General features: G+C 43.1%; 9 protein-coding genes and 2 pseudogenes. 6 read left to right on the forward strand and 5 right to left on the reverse strand.

Translation table 11 applies throughout. The features are described from left to right. Window positions 1-24 precede the first annotated feature (24 nt). From ADJ77_RS14515 to ADJ77_RS13955, 4 genes are all read right to left on the reverse strand, one after another. Complete coding sequence (locus ADJ77_RS14515; RefSeq protein ID WP_369384485.1) at window positions 25-228, reverse strand: cysteine peptidase family C39 domain-containing protein; 204 nt, start codon at window positions 226-228, stop codon at window positions 25-27. Beyond that, complete coding sequence (locus ADJ77_RS12600; protein WP_050696493.1) at window positions 203-2,554, reverse strand: TonB-dependent receptor domain-containing protein; 2,352 nt, start codon at window positions 2,552-2,554, stop codon at window positions 203-205. The genes ADJ77_RS14515 and ADJ77_RS12600 overlap by 26 nt, the downstream gene beginning before the upstream one ends. A gap of 91 nt (window positions 2,555-2,645) precedes the next feature. Beyond that, window positions 2,646-3,551 carry a radical SAM protein gene (locus ADJ77_RS14330; RefSeq protein WP_050696494.1) on the reverse strand — a complete coding sequence of 302 codons (906 nt, stop codon included), beginning with the start codon at window positions 3,549-3,551 and terminating at the stop codon, window positions 2,646-2,648. A gap of 199 nt (window positions 3,552-3,750) precedes the next feature. After that, entirely contained in the window at window positions 3,751-3,918 is a 168-nt protein-coding gene (locus tag ADJ77_RS13955) for a hypothetical protein (RefSeq protein ID WP_154663409.1), read from the reverse strand. 280 nt (window positions 3,919-4,198) lie between these two features. On the opposite strand from ADJ77_RS13955, the gene ADJ77_RS12610 reads away from it, so the two are divergent. The 5 genes and pseudogenes from ADJ77_RS12610 to ADJ77_RS12630 all read left to right on the forward strand — a co-directional run. Continuing rightward, the gene (locus ADJ77_RS12610; protein WP_025078798.1) at window positions 4,199-5,431 is read left to right on the forward strand and encodes an aminotransferase class I/II-fold pyridoxal phosphate-dependent enzyme; all 1,233 of its coding nucleotides are present in this window, start codon (window positions 4,199-4,201) and stop codon (window positions 5,429-5,431) included. After that, window positions 5,432-6,130 (forward strand): TetR/AcrR family transcriptional regulator, encoded by a 699-nt coding sequence (locus ADJ77_RS12615; RefSeq protein ID WP_025078799.1) that lies wholly within the window; start codon window positions 5,432-5,434, stop codon window positions 6,128-6,130. 248 nt (window positions 6,131-6,378) lie between these two features. Beyond that, window positions 6,379-7,782 (forward strand): DUF4099 domain-containing protein, encoded by a 1,404-nt coding sequence (locus ADJ77_RS12620; protein WP_025078800.1) that lies wholly within the window; start codon window positions 6,379-6,381, stop codon window positions 7,780-7,782. Between the two features lie 21 nt (window positions 7,783-7,803). Next, a complete protein-coding gene (topB, locus tag ADJ77_RS12625; RefSeq protein WP_025078801.1) occupies window positions 7,804-9,885 on the forward strand; it encodes a type IA DNA topoisomerase in 2,082 nt (693 codons plus the stop codon). Between the two features lie 91 nt (window positions 9,886-9,976). After that, window positions 9,977-15,739 (forward strand): annotated as a pseudogene (locus ADJ77_RS12630) (helicase-related protein); the annotation flags it as partial. Window positions 15,740-15,751: 12 nt separating this feature from the next. Here ADJ77_RS12630 and ADJ77_RS12635 read toward each other — a convergent pair. Continuing rightward, window positions 15,752-16,930 (reverse strand): IS4 family transposase, encoded by a 1,179-nt coding sequence (locus ADJ77_RS12635; RefSeq protein ID WP_025079277.1) that lies wholly within the window; start codon window positions 16,928-16,930, stop codon window positions 15,752-15,754. A 126-nt stretch (window positions 16,931-17,056) separates the two neighbouring features. Here ADJ77_RS12635 and ADJ77_RS14465 point away from each other — a divergent pair. Then, window positions 17,057-17,665 (forward strand): annotated as a pseudogene (locus ADJ77_RS14465) (hypothetical protein); the annotation flags it as partial. Window positions 17,666-17,693: the final 28 nt, after the last annotated feature.

Consider the following 17,693-nt stretch of genomic DNA (forward strand, 5'->3'; position numbering starts at 1 on the left):
TGCCAAATTTCTCAGCAGCTTCTTTTATTCCCAACATAGAAATACCTTCTGTAGTTGCATAACATATGCTAGACAAGAAAGCTTGGGTTTTAGGACTGACCCGAAAGCTTGGCTAAAGTTCTTACCGTAATATTTACATATCATCTGTAAGCAAGTGGTACCACACATCATAGAATCTGATTGTCTAAAAAAGGTAATCGCCTCATTGTAATCGTGTTTTCTCCTCATTACCAGTACCCGTTCCCTTGAACTTGCTGCGGGTTGTATTAAAGTTATAACGAATGCCAATACTAAAGCTACGAGTATCCATATCTTGTCTTGTTGTAAAGGCACTATTAATGCCATACATTGTATACCGCCTTTTCTGAGTTTGTAGCAAGTCTCTTCCCCAAAAATAGCATATCAGCTTATTTTTGAAGAAGCTTTTATAGACGCTCACATCAAGTGCCCCTCCCGCTTTATAAATACTAACTGTACTTGCATATTGTGAGGTATAAGAGAAATTAACACTAACAGTGAAGTCGGATTGAATTAAAAAACGATTATTCATCCGAATAAAAAGTAATGGATGGTTCAAAGATTGCTCCTTACCATAAGCCTCATCATCAAGGAACTGCTTCGATACCCTTACTTCATACATTGGCTGATAAAATCCGAACTTTGGTGATGCTGTCAATGAGGCATATAAACTTTGTATACGGTCAATATTATCATAAGTTTTAATAAAAATATCATCCTCATAAGGGTGCATTACGTAAGCTACTTGATTCTTTGTATTTTTATAACCAATCATAAACATGATCCAGCTTTTAGTAGCAGTCAACTCTAAAGTTCTTATTTTAGCTGGCTGTAATAAGGGATTACCGCCCTGATACTCATAACGGTTATCATATTGCATCCAACTAGAAAGAGAGCGGTAAGAAGGTCTTGACGTTTTTGTTGAATAACTTAACTGTGCTTGCCATTTATTTTTATTCCACGATAAGGAGAAATTCGGAAACCATTCTGAATATCTACGACTAGATTCTTGCTGCCACACGCCTTTAGAATAATAGTCAGAAACAACATGTTCGTACCTAAGTCCAGCACGAACTTGAAAGTTGCTCAAAGGTAAGATGTACTCTGCAAAACTAGCCAAATTCTGTTCTTTGATTTTTGTATCGGTATTACTAAATATCTGTTGCGCATTGGTATTGGTGCCTTTACTTTGTGCATCAGTGTACTCTGAACCAAAACTCAATTTACCTTTCATTATAGGATAAGTAAAGATGACTTTGCTGGCTAGCATCTTATTGATTGTTATATTATCGACATCTATTACACGTGCTCCAGATGTGTTGCTATTTTCTTCTTTGGAATCATTTTGTACCAGCCTATTACGGATATAAGTATTGTTAAAGTTTATATCTAACTTTCCTATCTTTCCCATATAATATGCGTCTATTTCGTGGTCAGGAGAATGATAGGAGGTATGATAATTCTTCATTCGTAGCAGCTCCTCTGATGTGTTATCAAGGGATATATCAATTGCTGAAGTAGAATTTACTACATCATGCAACGATTTGGTGATGGAATAAGCTATACCAAACGAATGATCTTTACCAATATTATAATTTAATCCCAACTGGCCTCGCACCTGCTTATCACCATTATTAAAAATAGTATCTCTCCCTGTCTCGCGTATGAAGTGATTGCCCTGCATCGTTTGTTCAAATTCAAAATATTGCTTATTGTGCAATGAATGAATTCTGAAATTACTGAATAGTTCAAACTGGTTATGCTTATATTTAAAATCAATTGTCTCTACCGCACTAAATTTACGTGATATGTTGGCAAAGCTGTAAGATGAGAGACTCAATCCTTCACCTTCTTGTTTTATTGTTTTTATCAGAATTACAGATTGTGCAGAACTGCCATATTGTACACCAGGATTAGTGATAATGGTCACTTCCTTGATATCAGAAGATTTTAATTGAGATAATTCCTGCGTATTATAAATCTTACGGTTGTTGATATAGATAAGAGGTCTGCCCTTTCCAAATACAGTGAAGTTACCATTATTGCCTGTAATTAATGGAAGTTGGGACAATATATCGTCTGCTGTGCCAGCTTGTTTAAGGAGTGAATGTTGAACATTAATAATCATCCCATCACTGCCCATCTTAAATTGCGGACGATACCCTTTCACTATCACTGTGCCAAGCGTTTGTATTTCGGGATGCATACGAATATTTCCCATATCTCCTTGCTGCACATCCATAAATATTATGGCATACCCTATACTTGAAACTTTTAATATCCCAGTGTGCTGTTCTGTCCGGATGGTGAAACTCCCATCATCCTGTGTTATGGTTCCTTGAATGAACGTAGAGTCAATATGATTAAGCAATACAACATTAGCAAAGTGTATTGGTTGCATGTGCTCATCTAATACACGGCCAGTAATTATGCCCTGTGCTGCAATAGAATTACTTACAACCAGCATAATCACTGTAATCAAGAATATTTTAGAACTTATATTGCTCTTTAAAATTAATTTTGTAATCACTTGCATAATAACTTACTATAAAATATAATTACACATCTGTTGTGATTGTGGACATTTAGGATCTGGAAAATCAGGGTGCTTGTGCACTTTCATTATATCAACATAGCATATTAACAAAGTCGCACAGACCCCTTATATCCTTGATGTTTGAATTCTGTTTGCAAAGGACTGTTCTTAAAGAAATGTTTAAGTTATGCTTGGTACACATTTCAAACATAACTTTCAGTTTCTCAACATATTCGCTGCCGACCTTTATAATCTTCTTTAGTACTTTTGGAGATATAGAGTCTAAAGAAAACTGTACTTGGGGAATGCCTAATTGTTTCAACTTAACTATATCAGCTTCCTCCAATATCGACTTAGTTGAAATCAAATACCCAAAGCCTGCATACTGAGATAAAGATATAATATCATACCAATCCTTTCTTGCAAAAATATCTCCTCCTGTTAAAGTCAGGTTTATTATGCCAGAATACGACAATTTCCTAAAAATATTAGCAATCTCAGAAGTTGACATTTCTCTTCTTATGTTTCGTTTAGCATAGCAGTAGATACAATTTGTATTGCATTTCTCTGTTACCATGAAATTCATTTCCAATGGTGTTTGTGGCCTACATTGTACATATGAATTCATCGGAGAAAAGTCTGTTACAGTAAAATATTGAGTATCATCTTTTTGATTTGATAATATTAATAGCTGTTCAGGAAAGACTAACATCTCCCCCATAAAAGGTACAGACTTACTCGGTTGCTCTACAATTTGAAATATGAAACTTTGTAGAGCAGTGGTATTAATATCGAGAGCTTTTCCTATTGCAGCAATAGATTGTTCGTATTTCTTTTTTCCAATATTGGTTATGACATATCCGAGAAATGGAGGAATTGTATATATTGTCTGATAATTACTCATGTTTGAATTAACAAACATATTCTTTCTTACGATGTATGAGCAGGTTGCCTCACTTCTCAACGAATATGCTCTATTTAAAACAATGTATTTCATTTCGTACAAAATTAGGTAATTAATAATCTATGCTAAAATTGAAATGAGCACTATCAGAAGTTGCATTTTATAATGGTTGGGGTTAAGAAGTCATGCCAAAACAATATTTCAAGTAATGGCATGACTTTGTTCATTGCCGTTGGAGCATCAAGTCTCAAGTAGAATTTTTTCCAATAGAGCATTAATCCTCCCCCGTTGTTTAGCAGTAAACAGTACCATCAGAGTCATCGGTATCAGATTCAATAGGAACCTCAATTATTACGACTTTTCCTGCACCACTGCTGCAATGACAATCTCTATATGCTTGACCTCCTTTTACTTCTTCCAACTCTGAAAGTAGCAAATTTTCAATAATTTCTTTATTCATCTTTTGTTATTTTATTTTCACCTACTCGTGTAGCTTTTCAGTTACCGCTCCTTTAATTATTTCAGTTCGGTTTGGATCTGCCTTCTTATAGCTTCTGGCATTGCTTCCCTTTGTACAGTAAGGTCTGTTCTATAATTATACTAATTATAATCTTAACGATGCAAATATACAAATCTATATTGTTTATAACAAGAAAAACAAGTTTTTTTTCAAAAAATCTGCAACTCCTCAGTATTTTCGCTACATTTGTAGCTATATTTACTATCTATACATTGTTTATATGAATAAAAAGATTATTTCATTAAAAGATTTCGAGATTACTCCAAATGAGAATATAATCGAACGGAGCCAAAATTTCCAAAGCTACATAGACCAAATGGAGCAATTCGGCTGCAAGAGCTATTGGGTTATGGCAAAAACTGGAGTTGGAGCCAAGATGCAAATCGAGGGCTATAACGGTGAAGTTTCAGCATACATTTCCAACGATTATTTAGGCATGTCGCAAAGTGCTGAAACCAAGGAAGCTGGCATAAATGCCGTCCTGAAATATGGTACAGGGGCAAGTGCCGCTCAAGCCATCGGTGGCTATTTAGACATCCATCAGCAGTTGGAACAAGGCATAGCGAAGTTTGTAGGACAAGAAGAAGCCATCCTTTTTTCATCTGGCTTTGGTGCCAACGCAGGTCTGCTTCGTGCTATATTGGGAAAAAATGACATAGCCTACATCGATTCGTATATACATACCAGTGCCACGAGTGGTTTAATTGGAACCAATGTAAAACATATAGGACACAATGACATTGACTATCTTGACATGATCCTTGAACGGGAAACGGGAAAATATCAGACTCGATTGGTCATCATTGATGGGGTCTATTCTCAAAATGGAGATTTATCAAAACTTCCGGAGTATATTGCTGTCTGCAAGAAACACAATTGTCTTCTTATGATGGATGATGCTCACGGCATTGGTGTTATGGGAGAAAACGGCAGAGGAACAGCTGACTATTATAATTGCTTGGGACAAGTAGATATTATTACAGGAACTTTCAGTAAGTCTTTCGGATGTGTCGGTGGTTTTGTTGCTGCATCAACAAAACTAATTCAATATTTGAGATATTATGCCGACAGCAATGTCTTTTCCGCAGCGATGACTCCACAGGTTGCAGCATCTTCACTAAAGGCACTGGAACTCATACAGACACAACCAGAGATTCGCAAGAAGTTGTGGGCTAATGTCAATTATCTGCGCAAACGACTGACAGAGGAAGGCTTTGATATAGGTTGTTCGGTATCAGCAATATTCCCTATTATGGTCAGGGACAATAGAAAAGTATATGAAATAGCACGTGAATTACAAAAAAGATGTATCTTTGTAAGCGGTATCACATATCCTGCGGTAAGAACCAAGGAAGCACGGCTTAGAGTCAGTGTGTTGGCTTCACACGAAATAGTACAGTTGGAGCAATTGGTGACCGCTCTTGTGGAAATTAGAAAATCAACACCTTTTTAGATGGCAGAAGAAGAAAATAAACCCAAAAGATACAGAAGGACAAACGTCGATATACAGGCAGACATTATCAAGGCAGCAGAAAGTCTGATCAAGAGAAAAGGCTTTGCATCAATGTTGGTGACAGAACTCATTAAAAAAGCCAGAATAGAGCCGCTTGTTTTCTATAACAGATATGACAATCTTAGCGAATTTTATGATGAATTCGTTAAGAGGTATGACTATTGGTTTAAGGATGTCCTCACCGGTGTTCAATTTCCGACAGATTCAGAATTGGGCTATATCGGTATTTTCAAGGATGTACATAAGTCACTTCAGGACAAATCCGTAATGTTGGAATTACTGCGTTGGGAAATAGCAGAAGGAAATGAAACCACGGTTCGTACAGCTATGCTCAGGGAAATGCACACATTACCTCTTGCCAATTCCTATGAAGAGAAATTCAAAGATATTGACATATCAGCGATATCGGCATTGATTATAGGTGGTATATATTATCTCAATCTCCATCGCGACCGTTCAAAGTTTGCCGATATTGACTTGAATACGGAGCAAGGCAGAAAACGTATAGAAAAAGCCCTGGAGGAACTTGGACACATGGTATTCCACTGCCATGAAACAAATAATTATAAGCAAGCCGTTGCTGAAAGAATGAAAGAAAACGGCATCAGCGATGAAATCATAAAAAAGTGTTTGGATTAAACCATACAGTTCAAAGAGATTCCCCACTTATCCAGCGTGATAATTGGGGATTTTCTTATTATAGCAACTATATCTTACTTAGCAAAGCGGCATTTTAGAATTCCTGTAAGTAAGATCTTACAACGCACAAACGACTATTTCCTGTAATCTCCCTTTATTTCCTGCTTTTCCCAAAAACTTTTATTTCTTTTTATATACCTATAATTTAGCAGCTTGATAACAGTATTCATCATTAAAATTATCAAGCAATGGAATCAAATAACAATGACAATTATGTGCTGGTATTGGAAGACCGCACGGAGGTAAAGAACGAAAAGGAAGCAGGAAAACTCTCCGTAGTTTCTGGTATTGACGACAAGGGCAACCTTAAAACCACCGAGGCAATCGCTGCCAATCAAGCAGCATTCCTGAAGTTCAACAACAAGGACGGACTTCTGAAGAACTTCATGACCAACTTCCTCAAACAGTTTAATAACCCGACTCACTTCGGATTATACAAGGTATTGGCAGACAATGTGGAACAGGGCGTGGACAACCTGCGTACCATGCTGCAAAACCGCGAGAAGCCCGAAAGCAATCAGCAGCTGGCTGAGATGGGCATTCCTTTTGAGGACTATCTGCCCCAGCAGAAGAATGCTACTGCCATCGATGAGTCGAAGATTGATTGGAAGCAACTCGATAATCTCGGACTTACCCGTGAGAGATTGGAGCAGAGTGGAGAATTAGAAAAGATGCTCAATTGGCAGAAGAGCAATCTCATCACAATTACTGTTCCTATCGGCGACACCATCATCTATACTGAAGCACGCCTTGCGTTCCGCACGGACGATAGCGGCAATGTCGGTTTGGCAATTCATCCTTTGAGAAAAGAACCACAGCTTGACTTTCCCTATATGGGTTACAAGTTCTCTCCCGAAGAAAAGGAGCAACTCCTCACTACGGGCAATCTCGGTAAAACTATCGAAGTAACTCCCAAGAACGCTGAGCCTTTCTCTGCTTACGTCTCTATCGATCCGCAGACCAATGAAATTATAGCCCTGCGTGCTGACCGTGTGAATATCCCCAAGGAAATCAAAGGTATTACCCTTTCCGATGCACAGTATAAAGACCTTGTAGAAGGTAAGGCTGTGAAGGTGGAAGGTATGACTGCCAAGAGTGGTAAGACCTTTGATGCAACTTTGCAAGTCAATGCCGAGCGAAAAGGCATTGAGTTTATCTTCGACAATAAGCAAGGCTTGAAAGAGCGGCAACAACATAAACAACAGCAAGGTGTCCCACATAAGCTTTGCGGCTTAGAGTTATCAGAAAAACAGCGTGAAGCCTTGGATAGCGGTCGTACACTATATCTAAAGAATATGGTGGATAAACAAGGGCAACCTTTCAACGCATACGTTCGCATGGACAAGGAACAGAACCGCCCACGTTTTTACAAGTGGAATCCTGACAAGAAGCAGGAAACCGGCAAGGAAAAGGTCGTAGCTGTGGCGGAAGAACACAAAACACAGGTAGCCGTGAATAACCACGGCAAGACGAATGAAGCCACCAAGAACGTGAAAGAGCCCTTGAAAACTGGACAGACTCAACCTACTGCTGAGCAGAAGCAAAAGCAGGACGAGAAGAAACAAAAGAAGTCCCGTGGACGTAAGATGTAACCCTTAATTCTATTATCGACTATGACAACTTGTATTATTGCCGAGAAACCCTCGGTAGCCAGAGATATAGTCCGCATTGTTAGGGCAACGAGCAAGCAGGACGGATATTTAGAAGGAAGTGGGTATCTCGTCACTTGGGCAATGGGACACCTCATCGCCCTTGCCATGCCCGAAGCCTACGGTTTTTCCACTTATAAGCGTGAGGACTTGCCCATCCGTCCCAATCCCTTTCAGTTAGTGGTACGACAAGTACGTAAGGACAAGGAGTATATATCCGATCCAGCAGCACTAAAACAGCTCAAGGTGATACGCTCATGTTTTGACAAGGCTGACCGTATCATCGTTGCCACCGATGCAGGCCGGGAGGGTGAGCTTATCTTCAGATACATCTATTCCTATCTCAATTGCCACAAGCCTTTCGACCGCCTTTGGATAAGTTCACTCACAGACAAGGCTATCCGTGAGGGGCTTTCTAATCTCAAACCGGGCAACAGTTACGATAATCTCTATTATTCTGCCAAGGCAAGAAGCGAAGCCGACTGGCTGGTGGGCATCAATGCAAGCCGTGCATTGTCTATCGCCCGCAAGGGAGGTTATTCCTTGGGGCGGGTACAGACCCCAACATTGGCTATGGTCTGCCGTCGGTACATAGAGAACCGTGATTTTTCTTCCGTACCTTATTGGAAACTCTCCGTTCTCACAGAAAAAGAGGATTTGTCGCTGAAAGCCATTGGCTGTAAAGATTATGAGAGTGAAGCATCGGCACAGACTGCTCTCGCTGCACTTCGCAGTCAGAGCCAGCTTACGGTAGAAACGGTCACAAGAAAGGTAACGCATACCGCGCCACCACTCTTGTACGACCTTACTGCCTTGCAGAAGGAAGCCAACAGACGCCACGGCTTTTCTGCAGACAAAACCCTCTCGATAGCCCAAAGTCTCTATGAGAAGAAAATCACGACCTACCCCCGAACAGGCAGCCGATACATCAGCGAGGATGTCTTCGAGGAGGTATCCGCCCTGCTCCGCAAGATAGGAGAAACACTTCCGACTCCGCTTAACCGCCATTCGGTGGATAACACAAAGATAACTGACCACCACGCCATCATACCGACAGGTGAAACACCATTAGGATTGTCGGCAGATGAAACAACTATCTATCAAATGGTAGTCAATCGCTTTGTCGAAGCCTTTTCCCCCAATTCAGAGGAAGAGCGTATGCAGGTGCGGTTTACTGACGGTACCAACATTTTTACTTGGAAAGCGTGTAGGCAGATTTCCTTGGGATGGAAAGCCGTACAGAAAGGTAAAGAAGTAGAAGCTGAAAAGAAAGAGGATAGCGATGAACAGATTTTGTCTTCATTGCCGAACTTGACAGAAGGTGAAGTCCTATCACTTGTCAATGCGGACATCACCGAACATAAGACCAAACCTAAACCTCTCTACACAGAAGCGACACTGCTTTCTGCTATGGAAAACGCTGGAAAAGAGGTCGAAGATGCTGAAAGTAAGAAAGCAATGGCAGAGTGCGGCATCGGAACACCTGCCACCCGTGCCAACATCATCGAGACGCTTATTCTCCGTGATTATATCCGAAGAGACAAGAAATCCATCATACCGACAGAAAAAGGCCTAGCTGTCTATGAGATTGTCAAGGACAAAAAGATCGCCAATGCAGAGATGACAGGCAGTTGGGAACTTGCCCTTGCCGCTATTGAAGCAGGAAAGATGCCATCTGATAAGTTCTCACAAGGCATCAACTCTTATGTAAGTACCATCTGTGAGGAACTCCTTTCACTTACTCCCGAACAAAAGTCCTATCCTGTTTACCGCTGCCCAAAATGCGGACAACAGAGTGTCGGCATCTATGCCAAGGTAGCCAAGTGCAGACATGAAACCTGTGGTTTTCACGTGTTTCGTGAAGTCTGCGGCATACTTCTCTCTGAAGATAATATCCACGACTTGATAAGTTCCGGTCGTACGCCTATCCTTAAAGGGCTGACCAGCAAGGCAGGAAAGAAATTCAATGCCCGAATGGTTCTGGGCGAAGATTACACCACTTCCTTTGAGTTTGAGAACAAAAAAGGAAAACAAAGAGGGAGATAATCCTGGCAGAAACAACGAGGAACAGATATAGGTCGGGAGATACCAGTATTACCTCCCGACCTTTTCACCTCCACTTATAAAAGAAAACACTATGGCATACAATAAGAAAGAAGTCCTTCAAGCCAACACGGAGGCTATCCGTGTAGTCTTGCGCCTGGAGAAAGAACGCCGCGAAGCCACCGAAGCTGAGAAAAGTATCTTACGGGACTATCAGGGCTTCGGTGGCTTGAAATGTGTACTCAACCGCACAGATAACCCCGATGACATCCGCTATTGGAGCAAGTCAGAGCAGAATCTCTTTGAACCTACCCAGCAGCTCAAGCAGATGATTTATCGTGAAGCCTTAGATGCCAACACTGCCAAGCGGTATTGGGAGAGCATCAAGGCAAGCGTGCTAACCTCCTTCTATACTGATACCCGTATCGTCACCGCCATTGCCGATGCTCTCACTTCTGTAAATGTACCCATACGTCGATGTTTAGATCCTTCGGCTGGCATGGGAGCATTTGCTGAAACCTTTGCAAGGCAAGCGGGAGTTGTATATGCAATGGAAAAGGACCTGCTCACTGCCCGTATCAGCCAAGCCCTGCACCCCTATGGCAAAGGTAACATATTCGTTAGAAACGAGCCTTTTGAAGCTATTGGGGAGATAGAAAACAAAGATAAATACGACCTTATTACAAGTAACATTCCTTTTGGAGATTTCATGGTCTATGACCGAGAATACAGCAAAGGTAAGGACACTCTTAAACGTGAGTCCACACGTGCCATCCACAATTACTTCTTCGTGAAAGGTCTGGACTGCATCAAGGAAGGTGGAATTTTGGCATTCATCACCTCACAGGGCGTATTAGACAGTCCCCGCAATGAAGCCATACGCCGTTACCTCATGCAAAACAGCCGCCTTATCTCCGCTCTCCGACTACCATCGGGTATGTTTTCAGACAATGCAGGAACGGACGTAGGCAGTGACCTCATTGTCCTACAGAAGCAGACGGGTAAAGAAATCGGCGAAGGAATTGAACAGCAGTTCGTAGAAACCGTTTCCGTTCCTAAGGAAGAAGGTTCTTCGGTCGTCTTCAAGCACAACTCTCTTTTTGTAGGAGATTGGAAAGACATATCTCATCGCACCATTGCCACAGAGCGCATAATGGGTACAGACCCTTATGGAAGACCTGCATGGGAGTATCGGTTCACGGGAGGGATTGAGGAAATGGCAGAAAGCCTCCGGACACAACTCTCCCTTGAAATGGGACAACGTATCGACCGTAAACTATATGAGACCGGTATGGCGATGACAGAGGTAGAGCGAGAGGCAGAAGCAGAGAAACAGCTTCGCAAGTTGGGTATCACCATAAGTCAAGAAGAAGAAACAGAGAAGACAAAGACTGAAGACAAGGGAATAAACGATGCCTATAACCTCATGCCCGACAGTATCAGAAAGCAACTGCCTAAACTTTACAGCACGGAAAAGGAACTCATTGGCGATAAGGTTGCCTATGCACGCTATTTCTTCCCTATGGGAGCATACACAGCCTACCTTCTGGAATATGATCCTAAGAGTCGCATTGGTTTCGGTGCTGTCACGCTGGGTTATGGTTGGGAGCTTGGCAATATATCCCTCGATGAGATGGAAGGCGTAAAAGTAAGAGGACTGGGCATTGAACGTGACCTGTACTTCTCTCCTAATAAATTGCACGAGATAGCCGAACTGGAAGAAATAGTCAGGGGACAATATACCAAAGAAGAAGTGGTGGCAGAGGAAATCAAGGAAGAAGCGGTAACAAAGACAGAAGACACCGTAAAGGAGACTGTGAACGGTATTTCTAAAATCGAAACGTCCAACGAGGAATTAGAAACTGAAACAGGAATTAATGTCGGGCAAGTCATAGAACCAGACGATTTTACCATTACCAAGGTACAGGCAAAAGAAAATACCATTTCCAATGGAGAGACCACTCCATTGCAACCACCATCATCGGAGTCCGCCCCACAACAATCAGTATCAGGACAGCCTTCTATAACTATAGAACCTGCACCCGAAGGCGTACCCGCCTTGACACTTCATCATCAATACGAGCAGGAACCACAAGAAATCCGTACGGATATTGAAGCCCCAAGAGAGATGAACGGACAGACAATATTCTTTGACGATGATCATCATCCGGTGGTGGACAATAACATGGAAGACATCGGACAACCGGAGCAGCTGTCACTATTTGCCCCGGAGGAATACAGTCTTTGGACAAGAGAAGTTACCCGTGTGAACCATGAAATCAAGGATAATTCAGGAACTTCACAGGTGCACCGTCCTATAACTCAAACTGCTCCCCAGAAACCATCGGAGTCCAAGATACAAAAGGCAGCGACCATTCCTCAACGGCGTACCCGTGGCAGCAGGAAAGCGGCTTCTTCCTCTTCACGTGAGCCATCCCTTTTCGACTTCATGAGCGAAGCCGAGGAGCGCAAGCCGCAGCCGATAGCAGAAGTCAGAAAAGAGTTTGACACTTCACCACGCCCTTTTCTCTCTTCGCCAGACTCTCACCTGAGAGACGGCTCCATTGTCGTGCAGAAAGGGCAGGTAGGCTTTCTTTCTGACTTAAAGCGACATCCAACCTTTAACCCGATGGACTTGCCGTATGCCCAGCTTTCCCGTCTCAAAGCCTATATCGAGATACGGGACTGTTATCATCGTCTTTATGACTACGAGGCAGAGAACCATGCAGAGGACAGGGAAGACCGCAGCAGGCTCAATCACCTGTATGATGACTATGTTGCACGCTGGGGCTACTTTAACCAGAAAGCGAACACCGACATCATCAAGATGGATGCTACAGGCGTGGAAATGCTCTTCTTGGAACGCTCCGAGAACGGCAGGTACATCAAGGCGGACATCTTTGACCATCCTACGGCATTTTCTACTACGGAACTGACCGTTGCCGTAGACCCGATGGAAGCTTTGGGGGCATCGCTCAACAAGTACGGCACGGTGGAACTTAACTACATGAGTTCGCTTTTACCTGATATGGAAGAAAACGACATTATTTCTTCCTTGGAAGGTCGTATCTATTTCAATCCCGAAGAGAATGCCTACGAGGTTGCGGACAAGTTCATTTCGGGCAATGTAATAGAGAAGGCGGAGCGTATCGAGTCATGGCTCTTGGATCATCCGGACCATGAGGAAGCCAAACAGAGCCTTGCCGCCCTGCGTGCAGCCACGCCAACACCCATTCCCTTTGCAGACCTCGACTTCAATCTCGGTGAACGCTGGATACCTGCCAAGGTCTATGGCAGGTTCGCTTCGGAGTTCTTCGGGACGGACATTAGCGTGTCCTATCATTCCAATATGGACGAATACAGCATTGTATGTGACCATAAGAATGCCAATATCTGGCATAAGTATGCCGTACAGGGAGAGTTCCGCCGCTATGACGGCATCAATCTCTTAAAGCATGCCCTACACAATACCATTCCCGACATCAACAAGAGCAAGGAGGTGACGGACAAGGTTACGGGAGAGACCAAGACCATCAAAGTAAGGGACGGACATGCCATCCAGATGGCAAATGCCAAGATTGAGGAAATCAGGCAGGGCTTTGTTGATTGGCTCGGACGCACACCAGACACGTTCAAACAGCAGTTATCCGACCGTTACAACCGCCTTTTCAATTGTTTTGTGCGACCCAACTTTGACGGTACGCATCAGACCTTTCCCGACCTTGACCTCAAACGATTGGGTATTGATGATCTTTACAAGAGCCAGAAGGATGCCGTATGGATGCTCAAGACCAACGGTGGCGGCATCTGCGACCACGAGGTGGGAGCAGGCAAGACGCTCATTATGTGTACGGCAGCCTACGAGATGAAACGATTGGGACTCTCAAACAAGCCGATGATTATCGGACTAAAGGCAAACGTTTTCGATATTGCCGACACGTTCCACAAGGCGTATCCCAATGCCAAGGTGCTCTATCCGGGCAAGAACGATTTTAATAAACAGAACCGCCAACGTATCTTCAACGACATCAAGAACAACGACTGGGACTGTATCATCCTCACACACGAACAGTTCGGCATGATACCGCAGGCCTTGGAGATACAGGAAGCGATTATGCAGAAGGAACTGGACTCCGTGGAAGAGAACCTTGAAGTGCTTCGCATGCAGGGTGCAGAGATTTCCCGTGGTATGCTCAAAGGACTGGAGAAGCGCAAGCAGACCCTTGAAGCCAAGTTACAGAACATACAGGACAGCATTGCCGAGCGCAAGGACGATGCTGTGGATTTCAAGATGATGGGTATCGACCACCTCTTTGTAGATGAAAGCCACCAATTCAAGAACCTGATGTTCAATACCCGCCACGACCGTGTGTCGGGCTTGGGCAATCCCGATGGCTCACAACGTGCCTTAAACATGCTCTTTGCTATTCGTACCATACAAGAACGGTCCGGCAAGGATTTGGGAGCCACTTTCCTTTCAGGAACGACCATTTCCAATAGTCTGACGGAACTGTATCTGCTCTTCAAATACCTCCGTCCACAGGCTTTGGAAAAGCAAGGTATCAATAGCTTCGATGCATGGGCTGCAGTCTTTGCCAAGAAATCTACCGACTACGAGTTCTCCATCACAAACGACATCATTCAGAAAGAGCGGTTTAGGACCTTCATTAAGGTGCCGGAACTAGCCGCCTTCTATGCGGAGATTTGCGATTTTCGTACTGCCAAGGACATCGGTATTGACCGTCCGGAGAAGAACGAGATACTGCATAACATACCGCCTACACCCGAGCAGGAAGTTTTTATCGGCAAGCTGATGGAGTTTGCCAAGAGTGGCGATGCCACGCTTTTGGGACGAGCACCTCTGAGTGAGAGCGAGGAAAAGGCAAAGATGCTTATTGCAACCGACTACGCCCGCAAGATGAGCCTTGATTTACGCATGATTGATGAAAATGTTTACTCAGACCATATCGACAACAAGGCAAGCCATTGTGCCAAGATGCTCAATGACTATTACCAAAAGTACGATACACAGAAAGGGACGCAGTTCGTTTTCTCTGATTTAGGTACTTATAAGCCCGGTGAAGACTTTAATGTCTATTCGGAAATCAAGCGTAAGCTGGTAGAAGACTATCACATCCCGTCCTACGAGATACGCTTCATTCAGGAGTGCAAGAACGAGAAGGCAAAGAAGGCGATGGTAGATGCTATGAACCGTGGGGATATCCGCATTATCTTCGGTTCTACCTCTATGTTGGGTACTGGTGTAAATGCCCAGCAGCGTGCCGTTGCGGTTCATCATTTGGACACGCCCTGGCGACCATCAGACTTAGAGCAACGCAACGGACGAGCCGTGCGCAAGGGAAATCTTGTCGCCAAGGAATTTGCGAATAACAAGGTCGATGTGATTATCTATGCCGTAGAGCGGTCACTGGACAGCTACAAGTTCAATCTGCTGCATAACAAGCAATTGTTTATCAATCAGTTGAAGACCAATACGCTCGGTAGTCGTACCATTGATGAGGGTTCGATGGATGAGGACAGCGGTATGAACTTCTCAGAATACGTAGCAGTGCTTTCTGGCAATACCGACCTTTTAGTGAAAGCAAGATTGGATAAGAAGATTGCCACCTTGGAATCCGAGCGCAAGAACTTCCTCCGTGAGCGTGATGCCGCAACGGGCAAGTTGGCAGAGATTGACAGCTCCGTGTCCTTCCATACGGATAAAATCAAGGAGGCACAGTCTGATTTAGCTCTCTATGAGAAGCGTGTGGAGCGTGATGATGAAGGTACACCTATAAATAAACTGACAATCAAAGGTGTGGAAGACTGTACTGACATTAGTACTGATGCGATAAAATCGCGTTAAGTTTTACATATTATCAAATAGAGGTAGTTCTTTGACATATTGATTGTAAATGACAGAGGTTCTCGGCTTAGTGATTAAATCTCTGAGGTGAGTTTTCTCCAAAGCAGAAACTCTTATCAGCGTTGCCACTTCCGTAATGGTGTATGGGCTTTTGTTGTCCGCCTTTATTCTTGCAACAAGCAGATAGGCGATGACTGCAACCCAGAGATGGATTCGGACTGCATTCTCGGAATACCCCCACAAGGTCTTCACGACAATGTTCTGCTTTATCCACTTGAAGAACACCTCTATGTCCCATCTGTGCCTATACAGGACGGACACTTCCACTGCGCTGATCTCGAAGTTGTTAGTGATGAACACTATTTCTTCACACGTCTCCTCATCATAGTGGCAGACTGCCCTGAAAGGCTCAGGGTAAAGTGCATGAGTCTTTGGCTGAGTCAAGCGAATGGTAAAGTCGCCTCGAATACCATCCTCTCGGGAGAAGTCTTTTCTATGACCAATAATCTCGTATTTCATGTTGTCCTTCGGTCTGGTAACCCAATAGGCTCCAGCCAAATGGAAGCGAAAGAACTCATCGAAGTCAACATAGGCCTTGTCCATCATATAGAAGGCAAGAGGCTCCGGCGCAGTCAGTTCAAGTTCGTTGCTGTCATGCCATCTGCCATCCGTGATGTGGATGTTTGCTGGAATGCTCCCGCGCAAGTCAAGCAGAGTGTGCATCTTCACCGCCCCCTTGTTGTATCTTCCTAAAGCCCATGTCGCAAGTTTGACACTTGTGGAGATGGTCGTGGAATCGAGGGAGTAAAGTACGTTGTCTATAGTGACATCTGGTATCGAGGTCCTTGTGTATAAAGGTCTTACCAGATTTATCATATAGATGCCAAACTCCTCATAGATGCGGTAATCCCGATTGTCGTTAGCTCGGGAAAGTGATGACTGGTTGACCGTGTTGCCAAATCCAAGATGGTAGAGGATGTCCTTGTGGGCACCAAGACACAGGCAGATGTCCCGTAGAGAATCACAACTCGTCAGCTGTCCAAACAAAAGGTGCAGAAGCTGGTTGTAACAAGTCAAATCCTTGACATGCCAGTCGCCACGGTACTTCTTCACGCACTTGTCGAACTGATAACGAGGTATGTACTTCACAACTTGTGAAAACACATATCGACCGACGTTCATAACAATGCAGTTTTGGTTGCAAAGTTACGCTGTCATTTTCAAATCAAAAAATCAAAGAACGATCTGAAACCCTTATTAATAAAGGGATATATGAAGTTTAATTTAAAATTATTGCATCACTAGTATACTGACATCAAGACTACTGCTGCACGTTTACAAGAAATAGACGAAAAAGCTCGGACCAAAGGAGAGTATAATAAAATCGGTGAAGTGTATGGTTTCTCCATAATGGTCAAGACGGAGAGCACTTCAAAAGACTTGTTTGACTGTTCAGTGAACCGCTTTTTTGTGAAAGGGCAGGAGAGTATCTACTATACCTATAATAACGGTAAGTTGGCAACTGACCCGAAACTTGCGTGTCAGAACTTCATTAATGCCTTGGAGCGTATTCCAAAGGTGATAGAATCGCATGAGAAGGAAATGGCAAAGGTTGTGGCCAATAAAGAAGTTTACACCAACATTGCCAACAGTTCTTGGAAGAAAGAGGACGAGCTTCGCTCACTCAAAGGCGAGGCAGCAGAACTTGACAGAAAAATTGCACTTACATTGAACGAACCAAATGAAGAAAATGAAAAATCAAACGAAAATGACCAATCTGAGTATTTAAAACAAAATAGTAGTAATAGTCCAAATACTAAAAAGGAAGAGGAGGGGGTAATTTATTCAAGTTCTATGAATAATAGAAACAAACAAGAAGAAAGTAAGGGATATATTGTAAAAACCAGACTGAGATAAATAGCGATGGTGTGTCATAATTGATACA

It is taken from the genome of Prevotella fusca JCM 17724 (assembly GCF_001262015.1).
GTDB lineage: Bacteria > Bacteroidota > Bacteroidia > Bacteroidales > Bacteroidaceae > Prevotella > Prevotella fusca.